Raw genomic sequence first — 22,922 nt, forward strand, 5'->3', positions numbered from 1 at the left:
CGCCTAACCCGGCCCCCGGAAGCCAGCCGGTCTCCCTGGGTGTGTGCAAGGCCGTTGTACAAAAATTTGACGCCCTGGCGTCCAAATGAAATATCTTATTGTTCCGACAAAGGATAGCTATCCCGGCGCAAAATGAAGCGTCTATTATTTGACGGAGCTGTGTGATAGTATTCCGCTTCATCACGGGCTGGAAAAACCACCGACCGGGAGGGTGCGGGCGAGTGGCGCAGCGGATCCTGCCGACGACCCTGTTATCACCCCGTGATCGAGCCGTAGCGTCATGGATTTACTGTTACGAATCCATGGCTTGAAGAAACAAAATACTGAAAATTCAGTAAGACGGGCACGAACTTGGCAGGACCAGAGTCCAATATCACCGCAGCACCGCTGACGTCCAAGGTCCTGCAGTTGCTCGCCGAGCAGGGTCAGACCCCCGCGGTCGGCGTCATCACGCGACACGTGCGGGAAGTCCTCGATACCCATGAGCGCGAGGCGGAACAGAGCCTGACGCTCTGCACCTCCCTGCTGCGCGACCTGCTCGCCGCCTACGCGAAGCTCTTCCCCGAGGCGAGTCCGCAACGGCTCGAGATCAGGCTGCTCGGGCTGCGGCTTGCCCAGCGGCCGGACCGCGCCCAACTGGAGCAACTCAGACACCACATCATCGCACTGGCCCAGGAAGCGGGGAGACTCGAGCCTGCCACAGCCCCCGTGCCTGCTGCCGTCCCGGAACCGACTCCCGCGAGGGAGGAGCCCGCCGTCGCGGAACCCCCCGGCACCGAAGCGCCGCTGTCCGTCGAAGCCATCGACGACACCGGGCCGGCGACCGCCCCTGCCCCGGAGCTGCCGGTGGGCGAGGCCGGCGAAGACCGGCGGCTGGACGGCGCCCAGCGGCGCCAGATCGACGAGAAACGCGCCCGCGTCCAGAAGGTCCAGGAGACCCTGGCGCACCAGGTGCGCGAGGTCATCAAACAGAACGAGCGTTTCGGCGCCATCCTCACCAGCGAGCACGAAAATCTGCTGCGCAGCGGCGACGACGCCGACCTGCGGCAACTGAAGCAGTCGCTCATCGCCGAGGTCGCCACACTGCGCGAGGGCCACGGCGCCCTGGCCAAGAAACTCGAGATGGCGAACAATTACCTGCGCATCATCGAGACCGAAGGGCAATATCTCAACGACGAACTCACCCGGGTCCACATCCTCAGCCTGACCGATGAACTGACGGAACTGCCGAACCGGCGCGCGTTCATGCGGCGACTGGAGGACGAGGTGGCCCGCGTGCAGCGCTACGGCTACCCGCTCTCGCTCGCCCTCATCGACATGGACGGGTTCAAGGCGGTCAACGACAAGTACGGCCACGCGGCGGGGGACGAGGTGCTGCGTAACTTCTCGACCAACATCCTGTCGATCTTCCGCCACCACGACATGGTGGCGCGCTACGGCGGCGAGGAGTTCGCGGTCCTGCTGCCGAACACCGACAAGGCCGGCGCGCTGCGTGCCCTGGAGAAGGTCAAGAAACGTACCGCGGAAAGCTCATATCAGCTCGAAGGGCGGGCCATGCCGATGCCGACGTTCTCGGCCGGCATCTCGCTGTACAAGCCGGGCGAAACCCCGGGCAATCTGATCGAACGGGCGGACCGGGCGCTCTATCAGGCCAAGCGCATGGGCCGCAACCGCATCGAACTGGCGCAGCAGCACGACGGCGCCGACCCCGCCCCGCGCTGACGGCGCCGTCCTACGGCGTCGCGTCGGCCTCGGCGCCCTCTTTCTTCACCGGCAACAGATTCTCGCGCGACACCCCCAGCCACATCGCGATCGGGCTGGCGACCAGCATCGACGAGTAGATGCCGAACACGATGCCGATGGTCAGCGCCAGCGCGAAATAGAACAGCACCTCGCCGCCGAAGAACAGCATGGACAACACCACCAGTTCGGTCATCGTATGGGTGATGACCGTGCGCGACATCGTGACCGTGAGGGCGTGATCAATGGTCTCCGGAACGGGCATCTTGCGCTTCTTGCGGAAGATTTCCCGGATACGATCGAAGATGACCACGGACTCGTTGACCGAATATCCGAGCACCGCCAGCACGCCGGCCAGCACGGCGAGGGTGAACTCCCACTGGAAGAAGGAGAAGAAGCCCAGGATGATCACCACGTCATGCAGGTTGGCGATGATGCCCGCGACGGCGAAGCGCCATTCGAAGCGCATCGCCAGATACAGCATGATGCCCGCGCAGACGAGCAGCAGGGCCAGTCCGCCGCTGTCGTAAAGCTCCTGGCCAACCTGCGGGCCGACGAATTCGACGCGCAACAGCTCCACGCTGGAATCCTGCCGCTTCAGCAGTTCCAGCACCTCCTGGCTGACCTGGGCCGAGGACTTGTCCTGCTGTAACCGCAGGCGTATCAGCACATCCTGGGCGGTGCCGTAGTTCTGGACCGTGACGTCGCGGTAGTCCCCTTCCTCGAGCACGGACCGGATCTGCTGCAGATTTGCCGCCTGCGCGTAGCGCACCTCGACCACGATGCCGCCGGTGAATTCGATGCTCAGATTGAGCCCGCGCGTCGCCAGCGCCGCCACCGCCGCGATGAACAGGATGGCCGACACCACGGTGGTCGACCGGGCGTACTTCATGAAGGGGATATCTTTCCTTATATGAAAGAACTCTATCATGGGGCCTCCGCTAGATCGCCAGCCTGCTCAGCTTGCGCCCGCCGTACACCAGATTCACCAGGGAGCGCGATATCATCACGGCGCTGAACATCGACGTAAGTATGCCGATGCACAACACCACGGCGAACCCGCGCACCGGACCGGAACCGAGCAGGAACAGGGAAAAGCCGGCGATCAGGGTCGTGACGTTCGAATCGAGGATCGTGCCCCAGGCACGCTCGTATCCCGCGTGGATGGCCGCCTGGGGGGAGTTGCCGAGACGCAGCTCTTCGCGCACGCGCTCGAAGATGAGCACGTTCGCATCGATGGCCATACCGATGGTCAGGGCGATGCCGGCGATACCGGGAAGGGTCAGGGTCGCCTGCAGCATGGACAGGATCGCAACCAGCAGTACCAGGTTGCTGAACAACGAGACCGAGGCGATGACGCCGAAGACCCGGTAATAGAAACTCATGAAGAGCACGATCGCGGCGAAACCGATCAGGGTCGAGTTGAAACCGCGTTCGATGTTCTGCGCCCCCAGGCTGGGGCCGACGGTCCGCTCCTCGATGATCTCGATCGGCGCCGCGAGCGCGCCGGCGCGCAGCAGCAGGGCCAGGTTGCGCGCCTCGGTCGGGCTGTCCAGGCCGGTGATCTGGAAGCGCTTGCTGAACTGGTCGCGGATCGTGGCGACGTTGATCACCTCCTCGACCGTCTTCGTTTCCTTCACCGGGGCGCCGTCCACCATGCGGGTATGGGACTTGTTCTCGATGAACACCACCGCCATCGGCTTGCCGATGTTTTCCTTGGTCGTCTGCAGCATCTGGCGCGCGCCCTTGCTGTCCAGGGTGACGTAGACCGCGGGTGACCCGCTTTGCTGATCCAGGCCGGAGGCCGCGTCGATGATCTGGTCACCGGTGACGATGATGCGGCGTTCGAGCAGGACGGGGTTGCCGTTGCGCTCGCGGTACAGGCGCGATCCGATCGGGGTCTTGCCCGCCAGGGCGGCCGTGAGATCGCCGTTGGCGTCCACCATGCGGAACTCGAGCGTGGCGGTTGCGCCGAGGATCTCCTTGGCGCGGGCGGGATCCTGCACGCCGGGCAACTGCACCACGATGCGGTCGCTGCCCTGGCGCTGGATCACCGGTTCGGCGACACCCAGCTCGTTGATTCGATTACGCAGTGTCAGCACGTTCTGCTGCAGCGCCAGGTTCTTCGCGTCGAGCACTTCCTTGTCGCTGAGCGAAGCCACCAGGTAATAGGCGCCGTCCGCCTCGCTGTCATTCAACAGCAGCGCCGGAAATTCCCGGCTGATTCTCTCCTGAGCCGCGGCGCGGTCCTCGGTGCTGCGGAACTTGGCCTCCACCCCGCCGCTGGCGCGGCTGATGGAGAGGTAGCGGATCTTGTCGTCGCGCAGAAGCGAACGCAGGTCGCTCACGTAACGCTCTTCGGCTTGCGCCACGGCGGCGTCCATGTCCACCTGCATCAGGAAATGGACGCCGCCGCGCAGGTCGAGACCGAGATACATCGGCGCCGCGTTGAGGTCTTCCATCCACTTCGGCGTGGCGGGCACCAGGTTCAGCGCCACCACATAATCCTCGCCCAGCGCCTCTATCAGCTGGTCCTGCGCCTTCAGCTGGAGTTCGGTGTCGGCGAAACGCAGGGTGATCCTGTCGCTCTCCTGTTCGAGCGCGAGAAAGCCGAGGTTGGCGCCCTTCAGCACCTGCTCGATGCGCGTCTTCTCGGCCTCGCCGAGGCTGGCGCCGCGCAGCGCGGAGATCTGGACCACCGGCACTTCACCGTACAGATTCGGGATCGCATACAGGAACCCGAAGATCATCACCGCGAGGATCAGCAGATTCTTCCATAAGGGATAGCGATTCATGTCGGGCTCGTCCGGCGGACCGGATCAGTCTCCCTTGTCCTTGCCGAGCGTGCCCTTGGGGAGCATGGAGGTGATGGCCGACTTCTGCACCCTGACGACAACGCCGTCGGCAACCTCCACCGCGGCGAAATTGTCGTCGACCTTGGTGACCCGGCCGAGCAGCCCGCCGGTGGTCACCACCTCGTCGCCCTTGGCCAGCGCGGCGACCATCTTCTTGAGCTCCTTCGCGCGCTTCATCTGCGGCCGCAACAGGAGAAAATAGAAAATGACGAAAATGAGGATAAGTGGAATGAGGCTGGCGAATCCGGATTGCGCGGGCGCCCCCCCGGCTTGGGCCCATGCGTCACTGATGAAGAAGTCCATGATCACGCTCCTGTTATTTCAACCCTGGCCATAAAGCCGGCTATTATGCCACAGGCTCCCCGTTTTGGGTGCGTTTTTCATAAAAGCGCCGCACGTATCCGTCCAGTTCTCCCGCCGCGATCGCCGCGCGCAATCCCTGCATAAGTGACTGGTAGTAATACAGGTTATGCAGGGTGTTCAGGCGCGCGCCGAGGATCTCGTTGCACACCGCGAGATGACGCAGGTAGGCGCGGCTGTAATGTTGGCAGGTGGGGCAGCCGCAGTTTTCGTCGAGCGGACGCGTGTCCCTGCGATAGGCGCTGTTGCGAATCCTGATCACCCCGCCTTCGACGAACAGATGACCGTTGCGCGCGTTGCGCGTCGGCAGCACGCAGTCGAACATGTCGATCCCGCGCTGTACCGCCTCCACGATGTCCTCCGGCTTGCCCACGCCCATCAGGTAGCGCGGCGCGCGCTCCGGCATCCCGGGCGCGAGAAAATCCAGCACCCGCAGCATCTCGCCGCGCGGCTCGCCGACCGACAGCCCGCCGATCGCGTAGCCGTCGAACCCGATCTCGCGCAGGCCGCGCAGCGAACGCTCACGGAGCCCCTCGTACATCCCGCCCTGCACGATGCCGAACAGCGCCGCTCCGGACCGCCCTCCGTCGGCGTCGAAGGCCCGTCTGCTCCGTTCGGCCCAGCGCAGCGACAGCTCCATCGAAACGCGCGCCTCGTCCTCGGTGGCCGGATACGGCGTACACTCGTCGAATACCATGACGACGTCCACCCCGAGCGCCCGCTGGACGGCAATGGATTCCTCCGGACCCAGGAACACGGGCGAACCGTCGACGGGCGAACGGAAATGAACCCCCTGCTCGGTGAGCTTGCGCATGTCGCCGAGGCTGAACACCTGGTAGCCCCCCGAGTCGGTGAGGATGGGCCCGTCCCAGGCCATGAACTCGTGCAGGCCGCCGTGCGCCGCGATCACCTCGACGCCCGGTCTCAGCATGAGATGAAAAGTGTTGGACAGGATGATCTCGCTGCCCGCCGCGCGCAATTCCCCGGGGGACATGGCCTTGACCGTGCCATAGGTTCCCACCGGCATGAAGGCCGGGGTCTCGACCGTGCCGCGGGCGAATTCGAGGCGGCCGCGCCGCGCCGCGCCATCGGTGGAAAGCAAGGTGAATTTCATCGTGTCAGATGCGCTTCTCGGGATGCAAGGGGAAAAATCGCGACCGCACGCCGTGGCCCGGTCGCGCCTATTTTATGCATCTTCGCCCTCTCTTTGCACCCTGCGCCCGTCAGACGATGAGCATTGCGTCGCCATAACTGAAGAAGCGGTAGCGCGCCTCGACCGCGTGGCGATACGCCGACATCACCGGTCCATGGCCGCCAAAGGCGCACACCAGCATGAGCAGCGTGGAATGCGGCATGTGAAAATTGGTGATCATGCCGTCGATGGCGCGGAAACGGTATCCCGGAGTGATGAAGATATCCGTCTCGGCGTGAAACGGCCGCGGTCCGTCCGCGTCCGACGCGGACTCCAGCGCGCGCACCACGGTCGTGCCGACCGCGATTACGCGCCCGCCGCGCGCCCGCGCCGCACGGATCTCCGCGCAGGTCCGCGCGTCCACCTCGACCCGCTCGCTGTGCATGCGATGCTGCGCCAGGTCTTCTACGCGCACCGGCTGGAAGGTCCCGGCGCCCACATGCAGCGTGATCCGGGCGCGCGCGACACCGGCCGCGTCAAGTCGCTCGAACAGGTCCGCGTCGAAATGCAGCCCGGCCGTCGGCGCCGCGACCGCGCCCTCGTTGCGCGCGAAGACGGTCTGGTAACGCTCGCGGTCAACCTCGTCTGCGGGACGGGTGATATAGGGCGGCAAAGGCAGGGCACCCCGCGAATGCATCAGCTCGCTGATGCCGTTACCGCCGTCCAGCCGCAGCTCATAGAATCCCCCCCGCGCGCGCCGGAGCACCTCGGCACCCGTCCCGTCCTCCAGGATCACGCGGCCGCCGGCGCGTAAAGGCTTGCTGGCGCGGATCTGCACCAGGGCCGTGTCGTGCGCGAGCACGCGCTCGACCAACACCTCGACTCGCCCGCCGGTGTCCTTGACGCCCGCGAGGCGGGCGGGCATGACGCGGGTGTCATTGAAGACCAGCAGATCGCCCGGCCGCAGCAGGCCGGGCAGATCGGCGATCATGCGATCCCGGCATTCCCCGCCGTCCCTGTCGAGGCACAACAGCCGGCTGTGACTGCGTACCGGCAGCGGGGCCTGGGCGACAAGCTCGTCGGGCAGGTCGTAGAAAAAATCGGAGCGACGCATCACATTGGTGCGGGCGGGCGGTGGCCGCAGCCGGGGCTTTTTGTTGTCATGTCCGTACGGGGGCTTGTATACTCTCACGCTGCGCGCCGGGGTGGCGGAACAGGTAGACGCGCCGGACTCAAAATGCAATTTCCTTCACGTCATTAATCTAAATTATCCAATAAAAACAAACATATTTACAATTTTAAACTTCCTGAATATACTTACACATATGTTACACAAATTACACATTTGTGGGCGTATTGTATCAGGAAGCCATCATGCCAGAAAAACATAAATTGATGGGAGGCAAGCTCCACGTTTATCGACGCGAGAACAGCAACTACTGGCAGTGCTCCACATTCCTCGATGGCAAAAACTGGCGCACATCAACAAAAGAAGACAGCCTGGCCCACGCAAAGGATTTTGCCGAAGACTGGTATCTTAGCCTGAAAGGCAAGCTCCGGTCTGGTGAGCTTAAGAGCGGCAAATCATTCAAGCAAGCCGCCGCCCTGTTTGAGCAAGAATTCGAAGCTATAACCCTCGGGGAACGCAGCCCCAAGTATGTTGCCACCCTGAAGGACAAGATCAGGGTTCACCTGATGCCCTTCTTCGAGCATAAAACCTTGCCGGAAATCACCCCCGGCCTAGTCCAGCAGTACCGGGTTCATCGCATGACCTCCCGTAAGCATCCTGAAACGGGTGAGCCGATGAGACCCGCCCGCAGTACCCTGCACACCGAAATAATCACGCTGCGCCATATCCTGAAGACCGCGCAGCGACATGGATGGATAGAATACATCCCCGATCTTTCTCCGCCGTACAAAACTTCTCCGAAGATTTCTCATCGGGCATGGTTCTCGCCCGAGGAATATAAAAAGCTTTACGAGGCAACCCGCCGCAGAGCGGAGAAACCGATTAATCCGCGCTGGAAATACGCGTGCGAGCAAATGCATGACTTCGTCCTGTTCATGGTGAATACAGGGCTAAGACCTGATGAAGCGATCAGGCTGGAATACAGGGATGTGCAAATCGTGGATGACGACAGCACCCACAAGACCATCCTGGAAATCAGCGTTCGGGGCAAACGTGGCGTCGGCTACTGTAAAAGTATGCCGGGAGCCGTAATGCCGTTTGAACGGCTGAAAAAGAGAACCAATCCAAAACCAACAGACCTTATTTTTGGGAAGATTCAGCGCGAGCTCTTCAATACAATCCTGGAAGAAGAAGGACTGAAAAAGGATCGTGAAGGCCTGACCCGAACGGCCTACAGCCTTCGCCATACCTACATATGCCTGAGGCTGATGGAAGGGGCGGACATCTATCAGGTAGCCAAGAACTGCCGTACCAGCGTCGAGATGATCGAGAAATTCTATGCGTCTCACATCAAGGATATGATAGACGCATCAGCGGTGAACACGGTGAAGAAGCGGCCATCCAGCCGCAAGCCTAAGGGCGGAGCTGACGCGAAGCGCAAGAAAGGAAGTAAATAGGACTACAAAAACTCCAATTGCCATAAATCTCATAATCGTTAAAATAGCTTTCTCTATTTTTCCGTCGTCAATATACTACGTGACGAATCCAATCTGCGGGCGTGGCGGAACTGGTAGACGCGCTGGATTCAAAATCCAGTTCTGGCGACAGAGTGTCGGTTCGATTCCGACCGCCCGCACCACTTTCATTTTCAATTTTCTTTTTTTCACACTTTAGGCTTTCGGGAAGAGCGGAACCGCTCGACCGGGTTTTGCGAAGTGCAGGCTGAACAGCCTGCACGGTGGCCATAGAGGACCGAACGGGACTCGGCCATCGCATATTAAACTTCCAATAGCCCCTCAATAACAAACATGTCAGCCAAACGCTTCTGCACATACCACGGCATAGATGATCGCGTGTAGGCTAACAACTTATTAAACTTATAAGTTACATCTAAATTGAGATCACTGTAATGCTGGCAATTACATTTTATTACAAACGAACGATTTTTGTCCGTTCATATAAAAATCCAGTGAATCACCATTGCGTGTAAAAGCAACGCTCCTTTTGTTTGTGTTGATTAGAACCTTGTCTCCGTCGATTTTGTAATCACCCCATTCGTCGCTACCAAACTGCGAGAATCTGACGGAGCCGTCAGATTTGAAAGTGAGGTCTTGGAATAGGCACTCATTGCCTCCATATACCCCCGACAATCCGGAAGTAGCCATGGAAGAAGCACCTTGTCCGCAAGCGGCAAGAAGCGTAACGGCAGCACCGGCAATTATAATTTTCATGTCGTCCCCTTTTTGAAAGAGAAGAAGAAATCCAATCTATAAAGAGTTATAGCGCTGGACCTTTTTGTGAATTTGCCTTGTCTAAAGCTTTCTGCTGTTCACTCTGCTTGTATTCCGCCACAAATTTTTCAGTGTTAGCGGAAGCAATATCGCATGCAGCAATATCTATGGCGGAAATGAAAGCTATAGTAACTAGACCATTTTCATGAGTTAGCTTTGCGCTTAGGACTGTACTACACCCGATGCTTGAGTTTTTACATCCGTGAATAATATTTTTGTAGTCGCCATTTCTCAGCCATGTAATTTTAAAGGCATCCGAATCCAGGTTGTCACCAACATTAATTATGTTGATTCCAGCAAGTTTCAACGTTGCTGTATCATATGGATTCACTGTGCGCAGAGATCCATCCTGGCTCCATACCCATATTAGATATTTTGATGTAATGCCATAATTTGATTCATCCTTATCATACGATAATTTCCCATACTTTTTCTTTAGTGAGTTAACTAGATTTTCCAGCGTTGTGCGCTCATTCACAGCAAAATGTATATATCGAAAAATAGCTACTGCTTTTTCTGAGTTCTGTGGCGCAGGGAACAAAACATTAATGCGCTCTTCTGAGTTATTATTGCTGCCAGGCTTAGTAACTTTTAATGCGGAAACATAATTACTGGAAGGAACATCTGGGACTATTGCGGGAACTTCAATAATATCCGCTCCCGGCATGTATTTATTTAGCGCCGAACTTACTTCATTTACTGTCATCCCTAGTTTTACTCCCACAAGATCAGTTTGAAAAGAAGTAGCGTTAGATGAGGTTTCAGCATTACTTGATATCTGAGTTGCTTCTTTCTGAGGTAGGGCTTTCTGATCTATGGTATTAGATGTGCTATCAGATGGCGAAGAAGTATTGTTCTGAGCCTGTAGTTGCTTAAAGATATTACTGAATCCGTCTTTAAGTTTATCTGAAATTTCGTCAGACAAGGCCGGAGAGCTATTAGCTAGAAGAAGTAATGTGAAAATAAACCCATAACTATTGGCAAGGATTTTCATTGTTAGTACCCTCTTGTTATAGATAACTCCAGCTACAGAAACATAAATACCAGATGAATTCTGAACGGGGGCTGAACGGACTCGGAAGCTACAATTCTCCGTTACATGCTCAATCACACGCCAATTTTTCAGCACGCAATAACATTCGCCATGTTTTCAAAGTGGTTGAGTTCTCTAGGATGCCCTGAAGAATAATCGTTTGCAATTTTAGGCAATATTGTCGAGATCGGTCAGCAACTAAAGCAATGGAAGTGCCTGTTCTTGCAGGCACTTCCATTATCGGTGTACCTTTTACAATTTCGGACCCTTGTGCTTCTTGCGCAGCAGTGCGCGTTGCACGTTTTCGATCGCGGCAAGGACCAGCTTCCTCTCGAATTGCGACTCCTCTATGCGGTGGAGTTCCTGCGCCAGGTAGAACAGTTTCGAGCGTAGTTCCGTTTCGCTGAGATGTTCGAGTTCCGACGGGGTGACGAAGTAAGTCATGACTTTTCTCCTTTGTCTTCCGACCGCGACCATCGCGGCCTTCATGACGCAGGCCCCGGCAGCGCGTATCGGCCAGCCGCACTCGTTGAAACGAAGTGGAAAAGCCTTCAGGTTTGCGGCTATCGGGACGAACCGCTGCCATGGTCAAGGATGAAAAGGACGTGAATGTTGTGGACGGTGTTTAAGGAGAAAATGACGCTTTACGCCTAGCCCGGAGGTATTAGAACCGTCTCGAAACGGATTAGCCATTCCGTGTTCTCTGGCAATATTCAACACAAAGAGTAATCTATTCGGGGAGGTCCTTGGGGAGGGATCGAACCGTGCCGCAGTGGGAGCTGCTGGTAACAGAGGGACATGTACGTGCCGCCCGATGGCGTAGCACCGCCAGGTTTATTGTCGTCGCGAGCATTTCCCTGATTATTCTCGGCCTGATCGGCATCCGCATCTTGCCGGATGTAAAACCGGCCCCGCACATCGCCGATGCCAAACAGCAACTGGTAGTTGCTCGTCAGCAGGCGCTTGCTCAATTCCTGGCATCAAAAGGCGCTCCGCCCCAGACTCTGCCGACCGACTCCGCCAAGGCGTTCGCGTTGCCGGAAACCCAGGAGATCATCGACCGCCTGACACAACTCCTCAGCAACACCGGCGAGCTGCCGTCCGAAGTGATCAAGCTTGATCCGGAGGAGTTCTGGACCGGCGACTGGACGCCGGGCAAGATCATCGCAGTCGCCACAAGGCGCGACATTCTTGTCGGCTTCTATGTCAACAAAGCCGCCTTCACGCCGAATGCCCAAGTCGGACAACAGGTATCGTTAGGCCGCGTGTTCAGCCTGTATCACCGGGTGGAATCCCCGCAGAAGTGGGATTTCTACTGCCTCGCCGTTCCGGGATCCCTTCCGTGCGGGCGCGGCGAACCCTTATCTCCCAGCACGATCCCGGAAACCCTGCGGACCCTGACGCCAAGGGAAGCCCGGCCATGAACACGCTTCCCGCTCTGCTTGGCATGGGATGGATCGGCATGATCGTGACGCTGTTCGTCGCCCTTTCCGTCATCATGACGGTGCCCTTCGTGCGGAAAATCCTCTGGAAGGGCCTCATGGTCTTTCCGGCGGCGGCGCTCTTCGTCATCGGAGCCCTGGCGGTTCCCTTCTGGCATCCCCTGACGTGGGGCATTGCCCGCGTGCCCTACGCGTCCCGCGTGGGCGCTCTGTTTGCCGCTGGCGTCGAGCGGCTCGGCATTCGGTCGTCAAACCCGCTTAACCGGGGAGAACGCGAAGCCGTTGCAAGGGAGCTCTGGCCGGAGAAGCGCTACCCCTTTCTCTACGAGGACGTTCCGCCCGATATCGTCCGGCCCCTGTGGGAGGACGGCAAGCTGGTCGGCGGGCGGGATATCCCGTGGCTCGCGGACCGCCATTTCACGGCGGCGATGCAGGAGAAGGCCGGTCAATTGGGCCTGACCGCCGCCCTGCTGACCTTCCTCCTGCCATTGATCGTTATTGGAATCCTGAACCTGACTCTGACCCCCGGCACGCCGGAAACCGACGCGGCGAAGGTGCTGCTGGAGCAGTTTCCGCATGAGGAGCCGGTCTATGTCTCCGGCTGGTCCGTCTGGACCGCCGTGATCGGCGACGCCTTCGGCAGCGCCCTGCACGCGCTTGTGAATTCGGTCGGCTTCGTGCTCGCCTGGGCGCTGGTGTCCGTTGGCGCGGGCCTGCTTATCGCCATCACCGCCATCGAATACTGGCGGCGCGAGCAGGCCGCGCCCTACGAGTTGATCTCCAAGGACGCGCATGTGCGCTGGCCCTACCGCGCCGAGGCGCGGGCGCTCGCGCATAATTCCTATGTCAGGCAGATGCGCCACGCCACGGGCTACCTGAAGGACTCACCGCTGTTCACCATCGGCGCGGGCACCGGCACGATGCGCGTGCGCGGCGATCTGGCCGCCCCGTCGCCCGGCCAGGCGCTGGCGCTGGACCGCGAGTCGCTCTTCCAGCACCTGATGGTGTTCGGCGGCACGGGCGACGGCAAGACCACGGCGGTACTCAAGCCGCTGTTGCGGCAGGTGCTGGAGCAACGCCAATTCGGGGCCTATGTGACGGACGCGAAGGGCGTCCTGTGGCGCGATGCAGAGAGAATCGCGGGCGAAGTGGGACGCTCGGGCGACCTCATCTGGATCGGCACCGGCCCCAATGAAAAGGGCGTGAACATCTGCGAAAAGCTCACGCCGAACCAGATCGCGGCGACATTGCGCTCGGTCCTGCACCAGACCGGCGGAAGCTCTCGCGAATCGTTCTGGCCGGACATGGCCTCGAACGTCATGCGTCACATGCTGACGCTTGGCCGCGCCTATGCGCAGACGCCGCAGGGAAAGGCCGAAAGCGCTGTCGTTCACCCCTACAGCCTGTGGTGGGCCTACCAGGCAGTGCTGGACCCAGACAAGATGAAATCCGCGCTCGATGCCCTCGCGGATGAGATCAGGCAGCTCATGGACGAGACGAACCAGGCCCTAGCCAAGGGAGACCGCGAGGCATACGACGCTCTTGAGGAAAAACGCCAGAACCTCTCCGGTCCCGCCATCATCGCCAGCCAGGAATACCTGTCCGGCGCGTGGAGCCAGATGGCGAAGGACACCCGGACAGGGATCATTGCCAACGTTTCGCAGTTGATGGACAACTTCGCGGGCGCTCCGATGCTGCGCGAGCGCTTCGCCTCCGGCCTTGCGTCCAATACCGTGAGCCTCGACGCGCCCCTGAATGGCAAGGTCGTGCTGGTCACGCTGTCCACGCTGGAGGAAGGCATCGCGGCGCGCCTGGTCGCGGTGCTGCTCAAGACGACGCTCTACCGTGAAGCCCGCCTGCGCGAGGCCGCCCTGAAGGGCAAGGACGGCCCCACGCCGCAGGACAGGCCCTGTCTCGTCATGATGGACGAGGTTCAGGAGATCGTGACGGTGGACCCGAGCTCGGGCCTGAGTGACGCCACCTTCTGGAACGTGGCGCGTTCGACTGGCCTTGCGGGCGTGTTCGCCACGCAAACCGTCGCCGCGCTCAAGCAGGCGATGGGCAAGGACGCGGCGGACAACTTTTTGCAACAAACGCGCAGTAAGGTGTTCCTGCGCAGCGAGGATCAGGCGACGGTTTCTTACGCCTGCTGGTGCGCGGGGGAATTCGAGCGCAACCGCGTCTTCGACGACGGCCAGTGGGAAAGCCTTGACCAGCGTCGGCTGGTCAGCGGCTGGACGCCATTAGACCCAATCGACGAGACAGCAAGCAAGCTGGATGCCGGACCCACATTTTTCTTCAAGGCGGCAAAAGGATTGTTTTCCGGTCCCGCCGTCGGGCAGGCATCGGCGCGGCGCACCTATGAAGCGGATCAGCGCTTCATCCCCGACAAGGTTGGCGTCGCGCAATTGAGCGCCCAGCAACAGGCCGCATGGCGGGCAGAGGATCAGGAGAGGCGCTACAGAACGGAAGGAAACAGCCTGGCTCCGGCCATGACGATTTCAGATGTGATCGCCATGGGCCGCTGGCACGCCTTCGCCCACATCCAGCGGGCCGGAGTGGCGAGGCAGGATATTATCGAGTTGAAGCATGAATATTAATCGAAGATTGGGTTAACAAGGGAGAAGGCAATGCAAATCACATCGAAGAAACCTATTTCAATGGTACTAAATCGTAATGGCGGAACAGTAATCACAGCTAGGATAGACTTTTGGAGAGCAACTCCGCAGGGCTGGGACTTAGCCGGAAGTAGTCTATTTCAAAATGTGACCAAAAAAAACGAAACACATTCAGCTAATCTTCCAAAAGGCTCTTATACAGCGGTTTTAGTATGTCGTATGGAAGAATCTATTAACGGCGTGTATGACTTCGATATGTTAGTAAATGGCACTTCAGTGGGCTCAGACAGTGGCAATGTTGACACGACAAGTAATCCGCATGATTCAAAGTTCTATAAAAACCAATTTGTCATTGATGTCCAATGAGGGATTCGAAAATGAAATCATCTTATATCATAGCTTCTTTCTTCTTTCTTTTTACACTTTCTGCGTCAGCAGACGATGTGCCACAGACGGACGCGGATAAGCAGACGAACATAATAAATAGTGCCAAAGGTAATGTTGAACTATCAAAAGCAGTTGTAGAAACTGCGCCTGGTAATGTGACCGCGATGTCACTCCTGGGTATTTCAGCGGATGATACTACCGTTATTCAAAACCCAAGAAACCTAACTCTAGCCTTGAAGGCATTAAATAGTGATGACGCTTTTGGCCTATCAATTTCGCCTGCCAGAACTTCGCTTATGCCATTAAGCATATCTACATATGACACGAATTTTTTAGCACGCCTTTGGGCTGCTACATCATTTAGCTATGCCCAAGGTACTTCTGACTCGAATGATGTTTCATTTGAACGGCGCGCTGTTGCTATAGAAACCAGCTACTATTTGGAACCGGATAAGGATGACCCGTCTACAGCTTATTGGAAAGCTTTAGAAAAAGCTGATGGTAATAATCTTGATGATCTCTGTGTGCTGCTTATACCTTTAAAACCAGATCAGACAGATAAAGAATGGGAGAAATATCAAGAAGAGGTTAATAAGCGTGCGAGTTCATGTATGGCCAAAAGCACCAAAAATATGAGGTGGAATGTATCCCGCTTATGGTTCTCATGGGCAACTGGGGAATATCAACCAGAATCTGGAGGTGACAATCATTCTTTAGGTCGAACCGAGGTAATTGGTCTATCTTGGGGTTTTGGCGACGCTACAGATAATACTGCTATCGGTATTACTGGTGCATATAAGCATGTTTCAGATGCCCCTGTGCTGGATACCCTTTCAGAAGATTCTCCTGATCGGGAAAATAGCAACCTTACTACCCTTAGAATAGCAATTGGGTCACCAGCCATTCGCGCCCTCATTGAAGGCAGTAACACCAGCGACGATACTCCGACAGCTCTTAATAGAACATTTAAACGTGCCTTTGGCTTAGATATTAAAGCCTCTGAAAGTTTATGGGTTAACCTTCGAGCTGGTAAACAGAGAAAAATTGATAACACGGGAGATGAGACTGGCTCATCGGTCTCTGTAAGCTACAGCCCAAGCGCACTACTGGATTTGTAATATGTACTATATAAACAATAAATATATTTTATTAACTCTAGGCCTAGCCTTTCTGCTTCTATGCGCATGCGATAAAACCGAAATCATCTCTTGTGCAAAACCCACAGAGCTAACTGTAAATGAAGGGTTGGATATTGAGGGAAATCTTACAATAAGAGATGCTGAGGGTAAAATTAAAACGGCTCTTGGCAAATCATTAACCGCAAAATTTGCAAACACTAACCCAGATACTTGGATGAACATTGCAAGTACATATCAATATCAAACTTGCCAACTCGTCAATTCAATATCCTGTGGTGAGCAATCATCTTCTGATTGCCTTGATAAAAAGAAATCGATACTCGACGGAGCATACGACAAAATCCTCGAAATAAAGAGTAAACAGGAGGATATTAAAATATCAGCCTGTGTAACAGATATGGTCAGCAATTATCAGGAACCCAAAACAGCTTCGACGAGAGGTGGTGCAACGGCTAGTAGCCCTGGCGTTAAGGGTGGCAAAAACACTCAGAGAGAATCTTTATGTTATAGCGTAGGACCTGACCAGGAAATTATCTCCGCCTCTACTCATGAACTGTCATGTCATGGAGGGCGCTGCTCGGTGACTGCACCAAAAATATCCGATGATAAAAAGGAAGTATGTGTAATTGCGACGGCTTGGAGTGAATCAAAAGCCTTTGGTGGAGGTGGTAGTGCTCAATACCAGCTAAATGTAATTTATAAAAATATTGCAACGACTGAAACGATAAGAAATTATCGAACTACATGCACCGCTTCGTTATCATGATTGATAATAGGCTTCAAGGGTTAAATGAGGACTTAAAGATGGGGTATCGCTTTGTATATCTCTCGCGCACTCGCCCAAAGGAAAATTATTCCTAACGCCATGGTACCTGTCGAAATACCCACATCAATTGATAATAATTGGATATATTTGATAGCTTCATCTTTTAGTACAGCTATGGAATTATCGACGAGTGGATCCAGTGATAGTGCTTCTACAAGATTAATTGAAAATAGAACAAATGCCCAAATTAACGTCTGCAATGCTTTCCTTACATCATTAGCAAGTTCGTTTGCGTCTTTATGCCTCCTTACCGCGCTATCATGCAACCTTTCAGCCGCTGCTTTATCTTCCTTACTCGCCCCGCCATCACTCCTAAGGTCAGCCCAATCCTTCTGCCTAGCTTCCATTTTTTCTCTTAATGAATCTACTCGGTCACCCTGTGTTCTAACAACGTTTATGAGCAGCGAGGCCGCCGTCAGACTCAAACCAGTAAGAGTTGCTGCCACTCCCACTGTAGTAGAGGCGTCAATAGCCTCAAGAACCTCAAGGGGCGTAAGCGACATTACAACCTCCCAAGATGTAAACAATAGGATAGTAGATTATTTTACAGCTTGATGGCTAGGTCAAATTAATGATGATCGAATTTTTTACAAAATATATTTCGTTCTTTAGCTAATGCAAATTCTATTTCGCGATACTGCTTCCCCTCATACCACCATTCTTTGTCACCATTACTTGATATAAATGCTGGCCCATCGTCTCGATGCTGCACTCCATTTTTAAACCAGTATTTTTCACCATCAACAGTTTCAAGCGCAGGCCCATCATCACGATGCAGCTTACCATTGTAAAACCACGCCTTATTTCCATTTCTAAGTATTTTCATTGTCGGACCGTCTTCGCGGCCATTATTGAATTTTTCCTTCATTGGCTAATCCTTTCTTCGATTATGGATTAGCGAGTCTGATTTACAGAGTCAACAAGATTCTTTAATCCAAAAGAAAAAACCCATTATGTGGTTAATTTTTCTATGTCAATTGATAGTGAAGAAACAGGTATTTCATTACCGAAAAATTTATTGTCTACAATTGCGCGTATTGATTCGCCCCTTACTAAAACCAAAGGGCTATTCATTGAAAGATGGTTTATTTGGACCATATGGAAAATAATCAGCAAGGACTAATATGTACTATTTCGGAGAAACCGGCTCGCCAGCAGGAGGCGAGCCGATTCTTCGCTCCACGGCAACCGTTCGATATTGCCGCGTGCAAGCGTCGTCCTTTTGCGCTTGATCTTGCTCCCCTTGTCCAGCACCAGCTTTCTCGGACGGCGGGACGGCTTCTCCGACAGGACTTCGCAGCCCACCACCAGAAGCCACACCCAGCCCTTTTCGTCTTCCTCGCTTAAGACCTCCGCGATGACCAGCCTTTCACCTAGCCGGAACGCCCGGCCCTTTCTGGTCCGGCGCTGATCCCAGATGCTCTCTTTACAGCGAATCACGTCCGCCTGGATAAACGCCGCTCCGACCGGAATCCATTCCGTCATTTCTCATTCCTTCATGTCGCCCCCTCCAGAATTACCAGAGGCGCGGAGCCGGGAAAATAACTTTGCACCGGCGATTCAATTACCATAACTTATTGTTCCGTAGTATAATTAACCATCGAATCACTCGGCCTTCCGCCGACACACCCTTTATCTTTCGTTAACGATTACCGTGATATTCTGGTAATCAGGGTGTGCAAGCCATGCGCGGTAACACCGCGCGGCTTGGCAAGGGACGCTGCGCCCCCGTTGCATCCCCCGACAGGGGAGCCTTCGAGCTCCCGTTAACGATGCCTTATTGGCATCGTTAACCCCATGACCAAGGGGGGCGTCGCTCCTGGACGCGACCAGGCGGGCTGTCCGCCCTGGACCCGGACCAAAGGGGCACCGGCGTTCGCTGGCCCCCTTGGAACCCCGGCGGCGCGGCGGGAGAGAGGGAGGCGACATGACCAGCGGAAGCGACAAGCGCCAGCGGCCCCATACCATCACCGTCCGGCTGTCCGGCGAGGAACGGGACGCGCTGCAAGCGCGGGCCACCGAGCGGGGCCTGGCCGTTGGGGCCTTCGCCCGCGCCGCTATGCTCGGCAACACCGGCCCCCGCGCCAAGCGCCGCCCCACGGTCGATCAGGAACTGCTGCGCCGCGTCCTCGGGCAGATCGGCAAGGTGGGTGGGAACATCAACCAGATCGCCCACCGCCTCAACTCCAACGGGAGCGTTGCTCCGCCCGAACTCCGGGACGCGCTTGACGCCGTCCTCGACATCCGCGCCGCCATATACAGCGCCCTCGGCTTGCAGCCGGAGGAAGGTCCGCCCGATGATCATCAAGGGCAAAAGCCGGTCCGGTCCTAAACAGCTCGCCCGTCACCTGCTCCGCACCGACACCAACGAGCGCGTGCTCGTCCTTGATAACACCTCCATGCACGGCAATTTGTCCCGGACCTTCCGGGACTGGCAGTTGCTGGTCGGAGGCACGCGGGGCACCAAGGGCCTGTATCACGCCAACATCGACCCCGCCGAGCACTACGTCATGACGAAGGAACAGTGGCTGCATTCCGTAAGCGTGCTCGAAAAGGAACTCGGCCTCGAAGGCCAGCCCCGTGTGATCGTCATGCACCAGAAGGAGGGCCGCGAGCATATCCATGTCGTCTGGCAGCGCACCGACATCGACACCATGACGCTGCGCACCGACAGTTTCAATTACCTCGCGCATGAACGCGCTTCCCAGCAACTGGAAAAGGAATTCGGGCACGAGCACGTGCCCGGCAAACACGACAAGCGGGACCGGTCAATCCAATCCGACATGCCGCGTGAAGCCATCAACTTCGCCGAATGGCAGCAGAGCGAACGCACCGGCATTGACCCCCGTGAGCGCAAGAACACGATCACCCGCCTGTATGAACAATCGGACTCGGCTTCCGCCTTGCAGGCTGCCATCGAGGAGCAAGGATACCTCCTTGCCAAGGGCGACCGGCGCGACTTCGTGATCGTCGATACGATGAGTGAAGTCTACAGCCTCAGCCGCCAAATACGCGGCGCGACGGCCAAAGAGCTCCGCGCCTTCATGTCCAGCATTGACCGGGATGAGCTTCCGACCGTTGACGAGGCCAAAGAACTCCAAAAGCAGGCAATGAAGGAGCGGGCGGAAGGTGAGCGGCGCAAGGGCGATACGGAGACCGCCGCGCTTGAGCTTGCCTTGAAGGAACGCTACACCCAGGAACGCGAGAAACTACGTGCGGGGCAGGCGGCGGAGCTCAAGCACCTACGGCGCGTGCTTGCAACCGAACGCCGGGAAAAGCTTGAAGACCAGAAGACGCTGCAGGCGGCAGAGCGGCGGCGACTGCGCGAACAACAGCACCGCGAGCGCAGCGGGTTCGTTTCAGCCGTCAAGCGACGCATAAGTCCCAAACGCGCCGCCGAGCAGGACGCGGCCCGCCTGCAGAAACGCAAGGAGCTTGCGGACCGCCAGAAGCAGGAGCGCGAGGATCTCCGTGCCCGCCTCAATCTGGAGGCGCAATATGAATTGGCCGAACTCAAGGAGCGCCACGCCCAGAAGCACCGTGAACAGACTGAAAGCCTTAAGGACGACCTTGACCGCCATCTGCGCGACTGGGAGACAGCGCGGCGCTTGCTGGATGAACAAAAACGCGCCCGAGAAAAAGAGGAGCAACGCACCAGGGACGGTCCCGACAGGCCGCCCAAACGCACACTCTGAGCGGCTCCCGCTTCCTGCAACCCAAGCCGAGCCGCTTTCTCCCACCACAGGTTGCCAGTACGCCACCCGCGCCGGTCCGGTCGCGGTTCATGGGTGCGTTTACTCAGTCCGCGCCGGTTTCAAAATTCTTGGCCGTTGCCAAATCGGTGCCGGTTGTTTCAGCTTTTCTTGGGTCGATCCAAAAGTCAGATCGCGAGAGAAGACGGCGCTTGAGGTCGCTATGGAAGTCGAAGAATTTCCACAAGCCGCACCATTAGCAGCTACTAACTAATTAATTCTTAATAATTAACTAGCTCTGTGTATTCATATTATTTTAGAAAATTGAGCATAACTAATTATTCCACTTTGGTTCAAAATATACTTTCAAGGTATTATCAGTGCCCTTTTCGAAAGATAATTTTCCTGTAGTTTTCATAGCAGATATGGTGTTTAAATAGTTGCGCCAAGCACGTACTGCAACTTTCTCGTCAGCAGAAATCCCAAGTAATTTCTTGCTTTCACTATTAAAGAGCTTGCTAAACTTTTCATATGTTAGAATCATATTTCTTCTCCTAGTTAATTCTTATTGCTCGAATGTGTATTGAATGTCAATTCAATAATCGTAATTTTATTTAGGAAATAACTTAACAATTACCGAATATGACTATAAAGACAGACATAGTAGTAGTACTTTTGAAAATTCTTAGCGATCTTATATTAGGAAACGATAAGAATTTTCATAAGAAATTGAAGGACCATTTGATAATACGAGATGACGAAGGCGAACCATTAGCTGTTGTTTTAGAACCAAGTGAGTACTATTTATTAAAAGCGACCGCAGATCTCGCAAAAGATACCGCTCACTTTTCTTACCTTGTAAATAAAAATAAGTTGTTTCAGGACACTGGAAAAACAGATGGGATAAGTCCTGACGAGTTTCTGAAAAGAATTAGACATGGAAGAGAGAATAAACATAAATGAAAATTGGGCCAGTTACAGTCAAAGTCGATATTGGTGCTTTAGACTACGTTGATGAATCGGAAAATTTCCTAAGATGTCTTAGCAGCTTATTTCGTAAATTAGAGCGCGTCACAGCCGAGTATCAAGCAAAGGAGGTATCTAAGGGGATAGTTTTGTTATATGAATGTGGGGCAGTAATTGAGCTTTTATTAAGTACAGAGAATAAAAAAGTAAGTATCGAAAAAATTTACCCCCCGTTCCAATGTTGAAAGCATCAATATGTGTAAGATTCTAGAAATTCAGATAGTTCAAATTATTATCGACATATCACCATTGATAGGACTCGCTCTACAAACTCTTGGTGCATTTTTTATGGCCAATGCTTACCTAAATCAGTTAAATTTCATACAATCGTTAGGAGTTTTTTTTTCTAGTCTTAGGCGGGGATGTTATGCAAAAAAGGGCGAGAAAATTAAACTAATTAGCCAAGATAAAGTAATAGTATCTTTACAGGGATTAAGCTTTATTGGGATTGGATTCTTCATTCAGTTTCTTTCAGATCTTGCAAAAAGATTTTGTGAATAATTTTTACAAAAGCCAATATATAGCAATCATACTTCCTTGTCGTTTCATTCCTCAGATTTGTTGAGCCGATCAGTAATCGAATCGGCCTAACTTCGCTTTTCTCCTTTTCAGTCAGCCAAGGTCGTTCCTGTCCGGTGCGCCGTTATGTCTAATTCAGGTGTGCGGACGCAGGGTCTTCTGCCCCCGTCATTACCTCCTGTCCTTTGTTGACCTCATAGACGCACACCCTAGCCGCCGCTCCGTTCGCCGCAAGGCCAGGCTGCGTGTGTCCTGACGCTCCCGTGTTGCTGCGCGGCCCGCTCCATTCGCTACCACAACCTTGCTGCACTCGTCTATCCCTACGAGATAGCGCGTTGCTAATTGCTGCCATAGCTGCTCAAAAGAAACCGGTGAGGTTGAACCTAGTTGGATGAATTCTCGAAGCGCTTGACGAACTGCGTCAGGCTCACCCCAAGTATTTTGCAGACTTCCTGAAGCTGGATCAGATCCAGCCTGCGCACCCCTGTCTCATAGTCGCTGACAAAGGACTGCGGGCGGTGGAGGCGCTTTGCGACCTCCACTTGAGTCAACCCGGCTTCCGTACGGGCTTCCCGCAGCAGTTCCAGAAGAACCTTGTGGTTCCGATGGGAAATACTCTTTGTCATTCCATAACTTATAAATCCCCTTTTTAGATATCTGTAAAACAGATATTATCCGGCGTAAAAATATCCCTTTTTCAGATAACCGGATCACAAAAAGAAGGAGTGTATTG

Annotated in this window: 23 protein-coding genes and 1 tRNA gene; 11 read left to right on the forward strand and 13 right to left on the reverse strand. The window is 55.3% G+C overall.

What is annotated here, in order from left to right; translation table 11 throughout:
- Window positions 1-351: 351 nt before the first annotated feature.
- Complete coding sequence (locus IPM20_06280) at window positions 352-1,722, forward strand: diguanylate cyclase (protein MBK9131231.1); 1,371 nt, start codon at window positions 352-354, stop codon at window positions 1,720-1,722.
- Window positions 1,723-1,732: 10 nt separating this feature from the next.
- On the opposite strand, the gene secF is transcribed toward IPM20_06280, so the two are convergent.
- The 5 genes from secF to queA all read right to left on the reverse strand — a co-directional run bounded on the left by secF (window position 1,733) and on the right by queA (window position 7,201).
- Window positions 1,733-2,668 carry a protein translocase subunit SecF gene (gene secF / locus IPM20_06285; protein MBK9131232.1) on the reverse strand — a complete coding sequence of 312 codons (936 nt, stop codon included), beginning with the start codon at window positions 2,666-2,668 and terminating at the stop codon, window positions 1,733-1,735.
- Window positions 2,669-2,681: 13 nt separating this feature from the next.
- Entirely contained in the window at window positions 2,682-4,535 is a 1,854-nt protein-coding gene (gene secD, locus IPM20_06290) for a protein translocase subunit SecD (GenBank protein MBK9131233.1), read from the reverse strand.
- A gap of 24 nt (window positions 4,536-4,559) precedes the next feature.
- On the reverse strand, window positions 4,560-4,898 hold the full coding sequence (gene yajC, locus IPM20_06295) for a preprotein translocase subunit YajC (GenBank protein ID MBK9131234.1): 339 nt from the start codon (window positions 4,896-4,898) through the stop codon (window positions 4,560-4,562).
- A 43-nt stretch (window positions 4,899-4,941) separates the two neighbouring features.
- Entirely contained in the window at window positions 4,942-6,069 is a 1,128-nt protein-coding gene (gene tgt, locus IPM20_06300) for a tRNA guanosine(34) transglycosylase Tgt (protein ID MBK9131235.1), read from the reverse strand.
- A 109-nt stretch (window positions 6,070-6,178) separates the two neighbouring features.
- Window positions 6,179-7,201 (reverse strand): tRNA preQ1(34) S-adenosylmethionine ribosyltransferase-isomerase QueA, encoded by a 1,023-nt coding sequence (queA, locus tag IPM20_06305; GenBank protein ID MBK9131236.1) that lies wholly within the window; start codon window positions 7,199-7,201, stop codon window positions 6,179-6,181.
- A 260-nt stretch (window positions 7,202-7,461) separates the two neighbouring features.
- Here queA and IPM20_06310 point away from each other — a divergent pair, with 260 nt between their 5' ends.
- Together IPM20_06310 and IPM20_06315 are read left to right on the forward strand one after the other, a co-directional pair.
- Entirely contained in the window at window positions 7,462-8,673 is a 1,212-nt protein-coding gene (locus IPM20_06310; GenBank protein ID MBK9131237.1) for a site-specific integrase, read from the forward strand.
- Window positions 8,674-8,768: 95 nt separating this feature from the next.
- A tRNA-Leu gene (locus IPM20_06315) sits at window positions 8,769-8,855 on the forward strand.
- Window positions 8,856-9,135: 280 nt separating this feature from the next.
- On the opposite strand, the gene IPM20_06320 is transcribed toward IPM20_06315, so the two are convergent.
- The 3 genes from IPM20_06320 to IPM20_06330 all read right to left on the reverse strand — a co-directional run bounded on the left by IPM20_06320 (window position 9,136) and on the right by IPM20_06330 (window position 10,984).
- Entirely contained in the window at window positions 9,136-9,447 is a 312-nt protein-coding gene (locus tag IPM20_06320; GenBank protein MBK9131238.1) for a hypothetical protein, read from the reverse strand.
- Between the two features lie 46 nt (window positions 9,448-9,493).
- The gene (locus IPM20_06325; protein MBK9131239.1) at window positions 9,494-10,501 is read right to left on the reverse strand and encodes a hypothetical protein; all 1,008 of its coding nucleotides are present in this window, start codon (window positions 10,499-10,501) and stop codon (window positions 9,494-9,496) included.
- A gap of 291 nt (window positions 10,502-10,792) precedes the next feature.
- Window positions 10,793-10,984 (reverse strand): hypothetical protein, encoded by a 192-nt coding sequence (locus IPM20_06330; protein MBK9131240.1) that lies wholly within the window; start codon window positions 10,982-10,984, stop codon window positions 10,793-10,795.
- A 320-nt stretch (window positions 10,985-11,304) separates the two neighbouring features.
- On the opposite strand from IPM20_06330, the gene IPM20_06335 reads away from it, so the two are divergent.
- The 5 genes from IPM20_06335 to IPM20_06355 are packed head-to-tail and all read left to right on the forward strand — an operon-like array spanning window position 11,305 to window position 16,892.
- Window positions 11,305-11,964 carry a hypothetical protein gene (locus IPM20_06335; protein ID MBK9131241.1) on the forward strand — a complete coding sequence of 220 codons (660 nt, stop codon included), beginning with the start codon at window positions 11,305-11,307 and terminating at the stop codon, window positions 11,962-11,964.
- A complete protein-coding gene (locus IPM20_06340) occupies window positions 11,961-14,582 on the forward strand; it encodes a type IV secretion system DNA-binding domain-containing protein (protein MBK9131242.1) in 2,622 nt (873 codons plus the stop codon). Before IPM20_06335 ends, IPM20_06340 begins: the two co-directional genes overlap by 4 nt.
- 30 nt (window positions 14,583-14,612) lie before the next feature.
- Window positions 14,613-14,966, forward strand: a complete 354-nt coding sequence (locus IPM20_06345; GenBank protein ID MBK9131243.1) for a hypothetical protein — start codon at window positions 14,613-14,615, stop codon at window positions 14,964-14,966.
- An 11-nt stretch (window positions 14,967-14,977) separates the two neighbouring features.
- Complete coding sequence (locus IPM20_06350; protein ID MBK9131244.1) at window positions 14,978-16,105, forward strand: hypothetical protein; 1,128 nt, start codon at window positions 14,978-14,980, stop codon at window positions 16,103-16,105.
- 1 nt (window position 16,106) lies between these two features.
- Window positions 16,107-16,892 (forward strand): hypothetical protein, encoded by a 786-nt coding sequence (locus tag IPM20_06355; protein ID MBK9131245.1) that lies wholly within the window; start codon window positions 16,107-16,109, stop codon window positions 16,890-16,892.
- 32 nt (window positions 16,893-16,924) lie between these two features.
- Here the strand turns inward: IPM20_06355 and IPM20_06360 are convergent, their stop codons facing one another.
- The 3 genes from IPM20_06360 to IPM20_06370 form a co-directional block, all read right to left on the reverse strand.
- The gene (locus tag IPM20_06360; protein MBK9131246.1) at window positions 16,925-17,455 is read right to left on the reverse strand and encodes a hypothetical protein; all 531 of its coding nucleotides are present in this window, start codon (window positions 17,453-17,455) and stop codon (window positions 16,925-16,927) included.
- A gap of 65 nt (window positions 17,456-17,520) precedes the next feature.
- The gene (locus tag IPM20_06365; protein MBK9131247.1) at window positions 17,521-17,820 is read right to left on the reverse strand and encodes a hypothetical protein; all 300 of its coding nucleotides are present in this window, start codon (window positions 17,818-17,820) and stop codon (window positions 17,521-17,523) included.
- Between the two features lie 251 nt (window positions 17,821-18,071).
- A complete protein-coding gene (locus IPM20_06370) occupies window positions 18,072-18,437 on the reverse strand; it encodes a hypothetical protein (GenBank protein ID MBK9131248.1) in 366 nt (121 codons plus the stop codon).
- A gap of 442 nt (window positions 18,438-18,879) precedes the next feature.
- Here IPM20_06370 and mobC point away from each other — a divergent pair, with 442 nt between their 5' ends.
- Window positions 18,880-19,284, forward strand: a complete 405-nt coding sequence (gene mobC / locus IPM20_06375; GenBank protein MBK9131249.1) for a plasmid mobilization relaxosome protein MobC — start codon at window positions 18,880-18,882, stop codon at window positions 19,282-19,284.
- On the forward strand, window positions 19,250-20,647 hold the full coding sequence (locus tag IPM20_06380) for a hypothetical protein (GenBank protein MBK9131250.1): 1,398 nt from the start codon (window positions 19,250-19,252) through the stop codon (window positions 20,645-20,647). Before mobC ends, IPM20_06380 begins: the two co-directional genes overlap by 35 nt.
- A 331-nt stretch (window positions 20,648-20,978) precedes the next feature.
- Here IPM20_06380 and IPM20_06385 read toward each other — a convergent pair whose 3' ends face one another.
- On the reverse strand, window positions 20,979-21,188 hold the full coding sequence (locus IPM20_06385; GenBank protein ID MBK9131251.1) for a hypothetical protein: 210 nt from the start codon (window positions 21,186-21,188) through the stop codon (window positions 20,979-20,981).
- A 98-nt stretch (window positions 21,189-21,286) separates the two neighbouring features.
- Between IPM20_06385 and IPM20_06390 the strand changes: the two genes are divergently transcribed.
- Window positions 21,287-21,607, forward strand: a complete 321-nt coding sequence (locus IPM20_06390) for a hypothetical protein (protein MBK9131252.1) — start codon at window positions 21,287-21,289, stop codon at window positions 21,605-21,607.
- A gap of 965 nt (window positions 21,608-22,572) precedes the next feature.
- Here the strand turns inward: IPM20_06390 and IPM20_06395 are convergent.
- The gene (locus tag IPM20_06395; protein ID MBK9131253.1) at window positions 22,573-22,815 is read right to left on the reverse strand and encodes a helix-turn-helix transcriptional regulator; all 243 of its coding nucleotides are present in this window, start codon (window positions 22,813-22,815) and stop codon (window positions 22,573-22,575) included.
- Window positions 22,816-22,922 lie beyond the last annotated feature (107 nt).

Source organism: Gammaproteobacteria bacterium (assembly GCA_016716465.1).
Classification (GTDB): Bacteria; Pseudomonadota; Gammaproteobacteria; order SZUA-140; family SZUA-140; genus JADJWH01.

What these genes read in the sequence shown, in the direction of transcription:
- secD (MBK9131233.1), bottom strand. Translation starts at nt 4,535, where the DNA reads ATGAATCGCTATCCCTTATGGAAGAATCTGCTGATCCTCGCGGTGATG.
- yajC (MBK9131234.1), bottom strand. Translation starts at nt 4,898, where the DNA reads ATGGACTTCTTCATCAGTGACGCATGGGCCCAAGCCGGGGGGGCGCCC.
- tgt (MBK9131235.1), bottom strand. Translation starts at nt 6,069, where the DNA reads ATGAAATTCACCTTGCTTTCCACCGATGGCGCGGCGCGGCGCGGCCGC.
- queA (MBK9131236.1), bottom strand. Translation starts at nt 7,201, where the DNA reads ATGCGTCGCTCCGATTTTTTCTACGACCTGCCCGACGAGCTTGTCGCC.
- IPM20_06310 (MBK9131237.1), top strand. Translation starts at nt 7,462, where the DNA reads ATGCCAGAAAAACATAAATTGATGGGAGGCAAGCTCCACGTTTATCGA.
- IPM20_06320 (MBK9131238.1), bottom strand. Translation starts at nt 9,447, where the DNA reads ATGAAAATTATAATTGCCGGTGCTGCCGTTACGCTTCTTGCCGCTTGC.
- IPM20_06325 (MBK9131239.1), bottom strand. Translation starts at nt 10,501, where the DNA reads ATGAAAATCCTTGCCAATAGTTATGGGTTTATTTTCACATTACTTCTT.
- IPM20_06330 (MBK9131240.1), bottom strand. Translation starts at nt 10,984, where the DNA reads ATGACTTACTTCGTCACCCCGTCGGAACTCGAACATCTCAGCGAAACG.
- IPM20_06340 (MBK9131242.1), top strand. Translation starts at nt 11,961, where the DNA reads ATGAACACGCTTCCCGCTCTGCTTGGCATGGGATGGATCGGCATGATC.
- IPM20_06345 (MBK9131243.1), top strand. Translation starts at nt 14,613, where the DNA reads ATGCAAATCACATCGAAGAAACCTATTTCAATGGTACTAAATCGTAAT.
- IPM20_06350 (MBK9131244.1), top strand. Translation starts at nt 14,978, where the DNA reads ATGAAATCATCTTATATCATAGCTTCTTTCTTCTTTCTTTTTACACTT.
- IPM20_06355 (MBK9131245.1), top strand. Translation starts at nt 16,107, where the DNA reads ATGTACTATATAAACAATAAATATATTTTATTAACTCTAGGCCTAGCC.
- IPM20_06360 (MBK9131246.1), bottom strand. Translation starts at nt 17,455, where the DNA reads ATGTCGCTTACGCCCCTTGAGGTTCTTGAGGCTATTGACGCCTCTACT.
- IPM20_06365 (MBK9131247.1), bottom strand. Translation starts at nt 17,820, where the DNA reads ATGAAGGAAAAATTCAATAATGGCCGCGAAGACGGTCCGACAATGAAA.
- IPM20_06370 (MBK9131248.1), bottom strand. Translation starts at nt 18,437, where the DNA reads ATGACGGAATGGATTCCGGTCGGAGCGGCGTTTATCCAGGCGGACGTG.
- mobC (MBK9131249.1), top strand. Translation starts at nt 18,880, where the DNA reads ATGACCAGCGGAAGCGACAAGCGCCAGCGGCCCCATACCATCACCGTC.
- IPM20_06380 (MBK9131250.1), top strand. Translation starts at nt 19,250, where the DNA reads ATGATCATCAAGGGCAAAAGCCGGTCCGGTCCTAAACAGCTCGCCCGT.
- IPM20_06385 (MBK9131251.1), bottom strand. Translation starts at nt 21,188, where the DNA reads ATGATTCTAACATATGAAAAGTTTAGCAAGCTCTTTAATAGTGAAAGC.
- IPM20_06390 (MBK9131252.1), top strand. Translation starts at nt 21,287, where the DNA reads ATGACTATAAAGACAGACATAGTAGTAGTACTTTTGAAAATTCTTAGC.
- IPM20_06395 (MBK9131253.1), bottom strand. Translation starts at nt 22,815, where the DNA reads ATGACAAAGAGTATTTCCCATCGGAACCACAAGGTTCTTCTGGAACTG.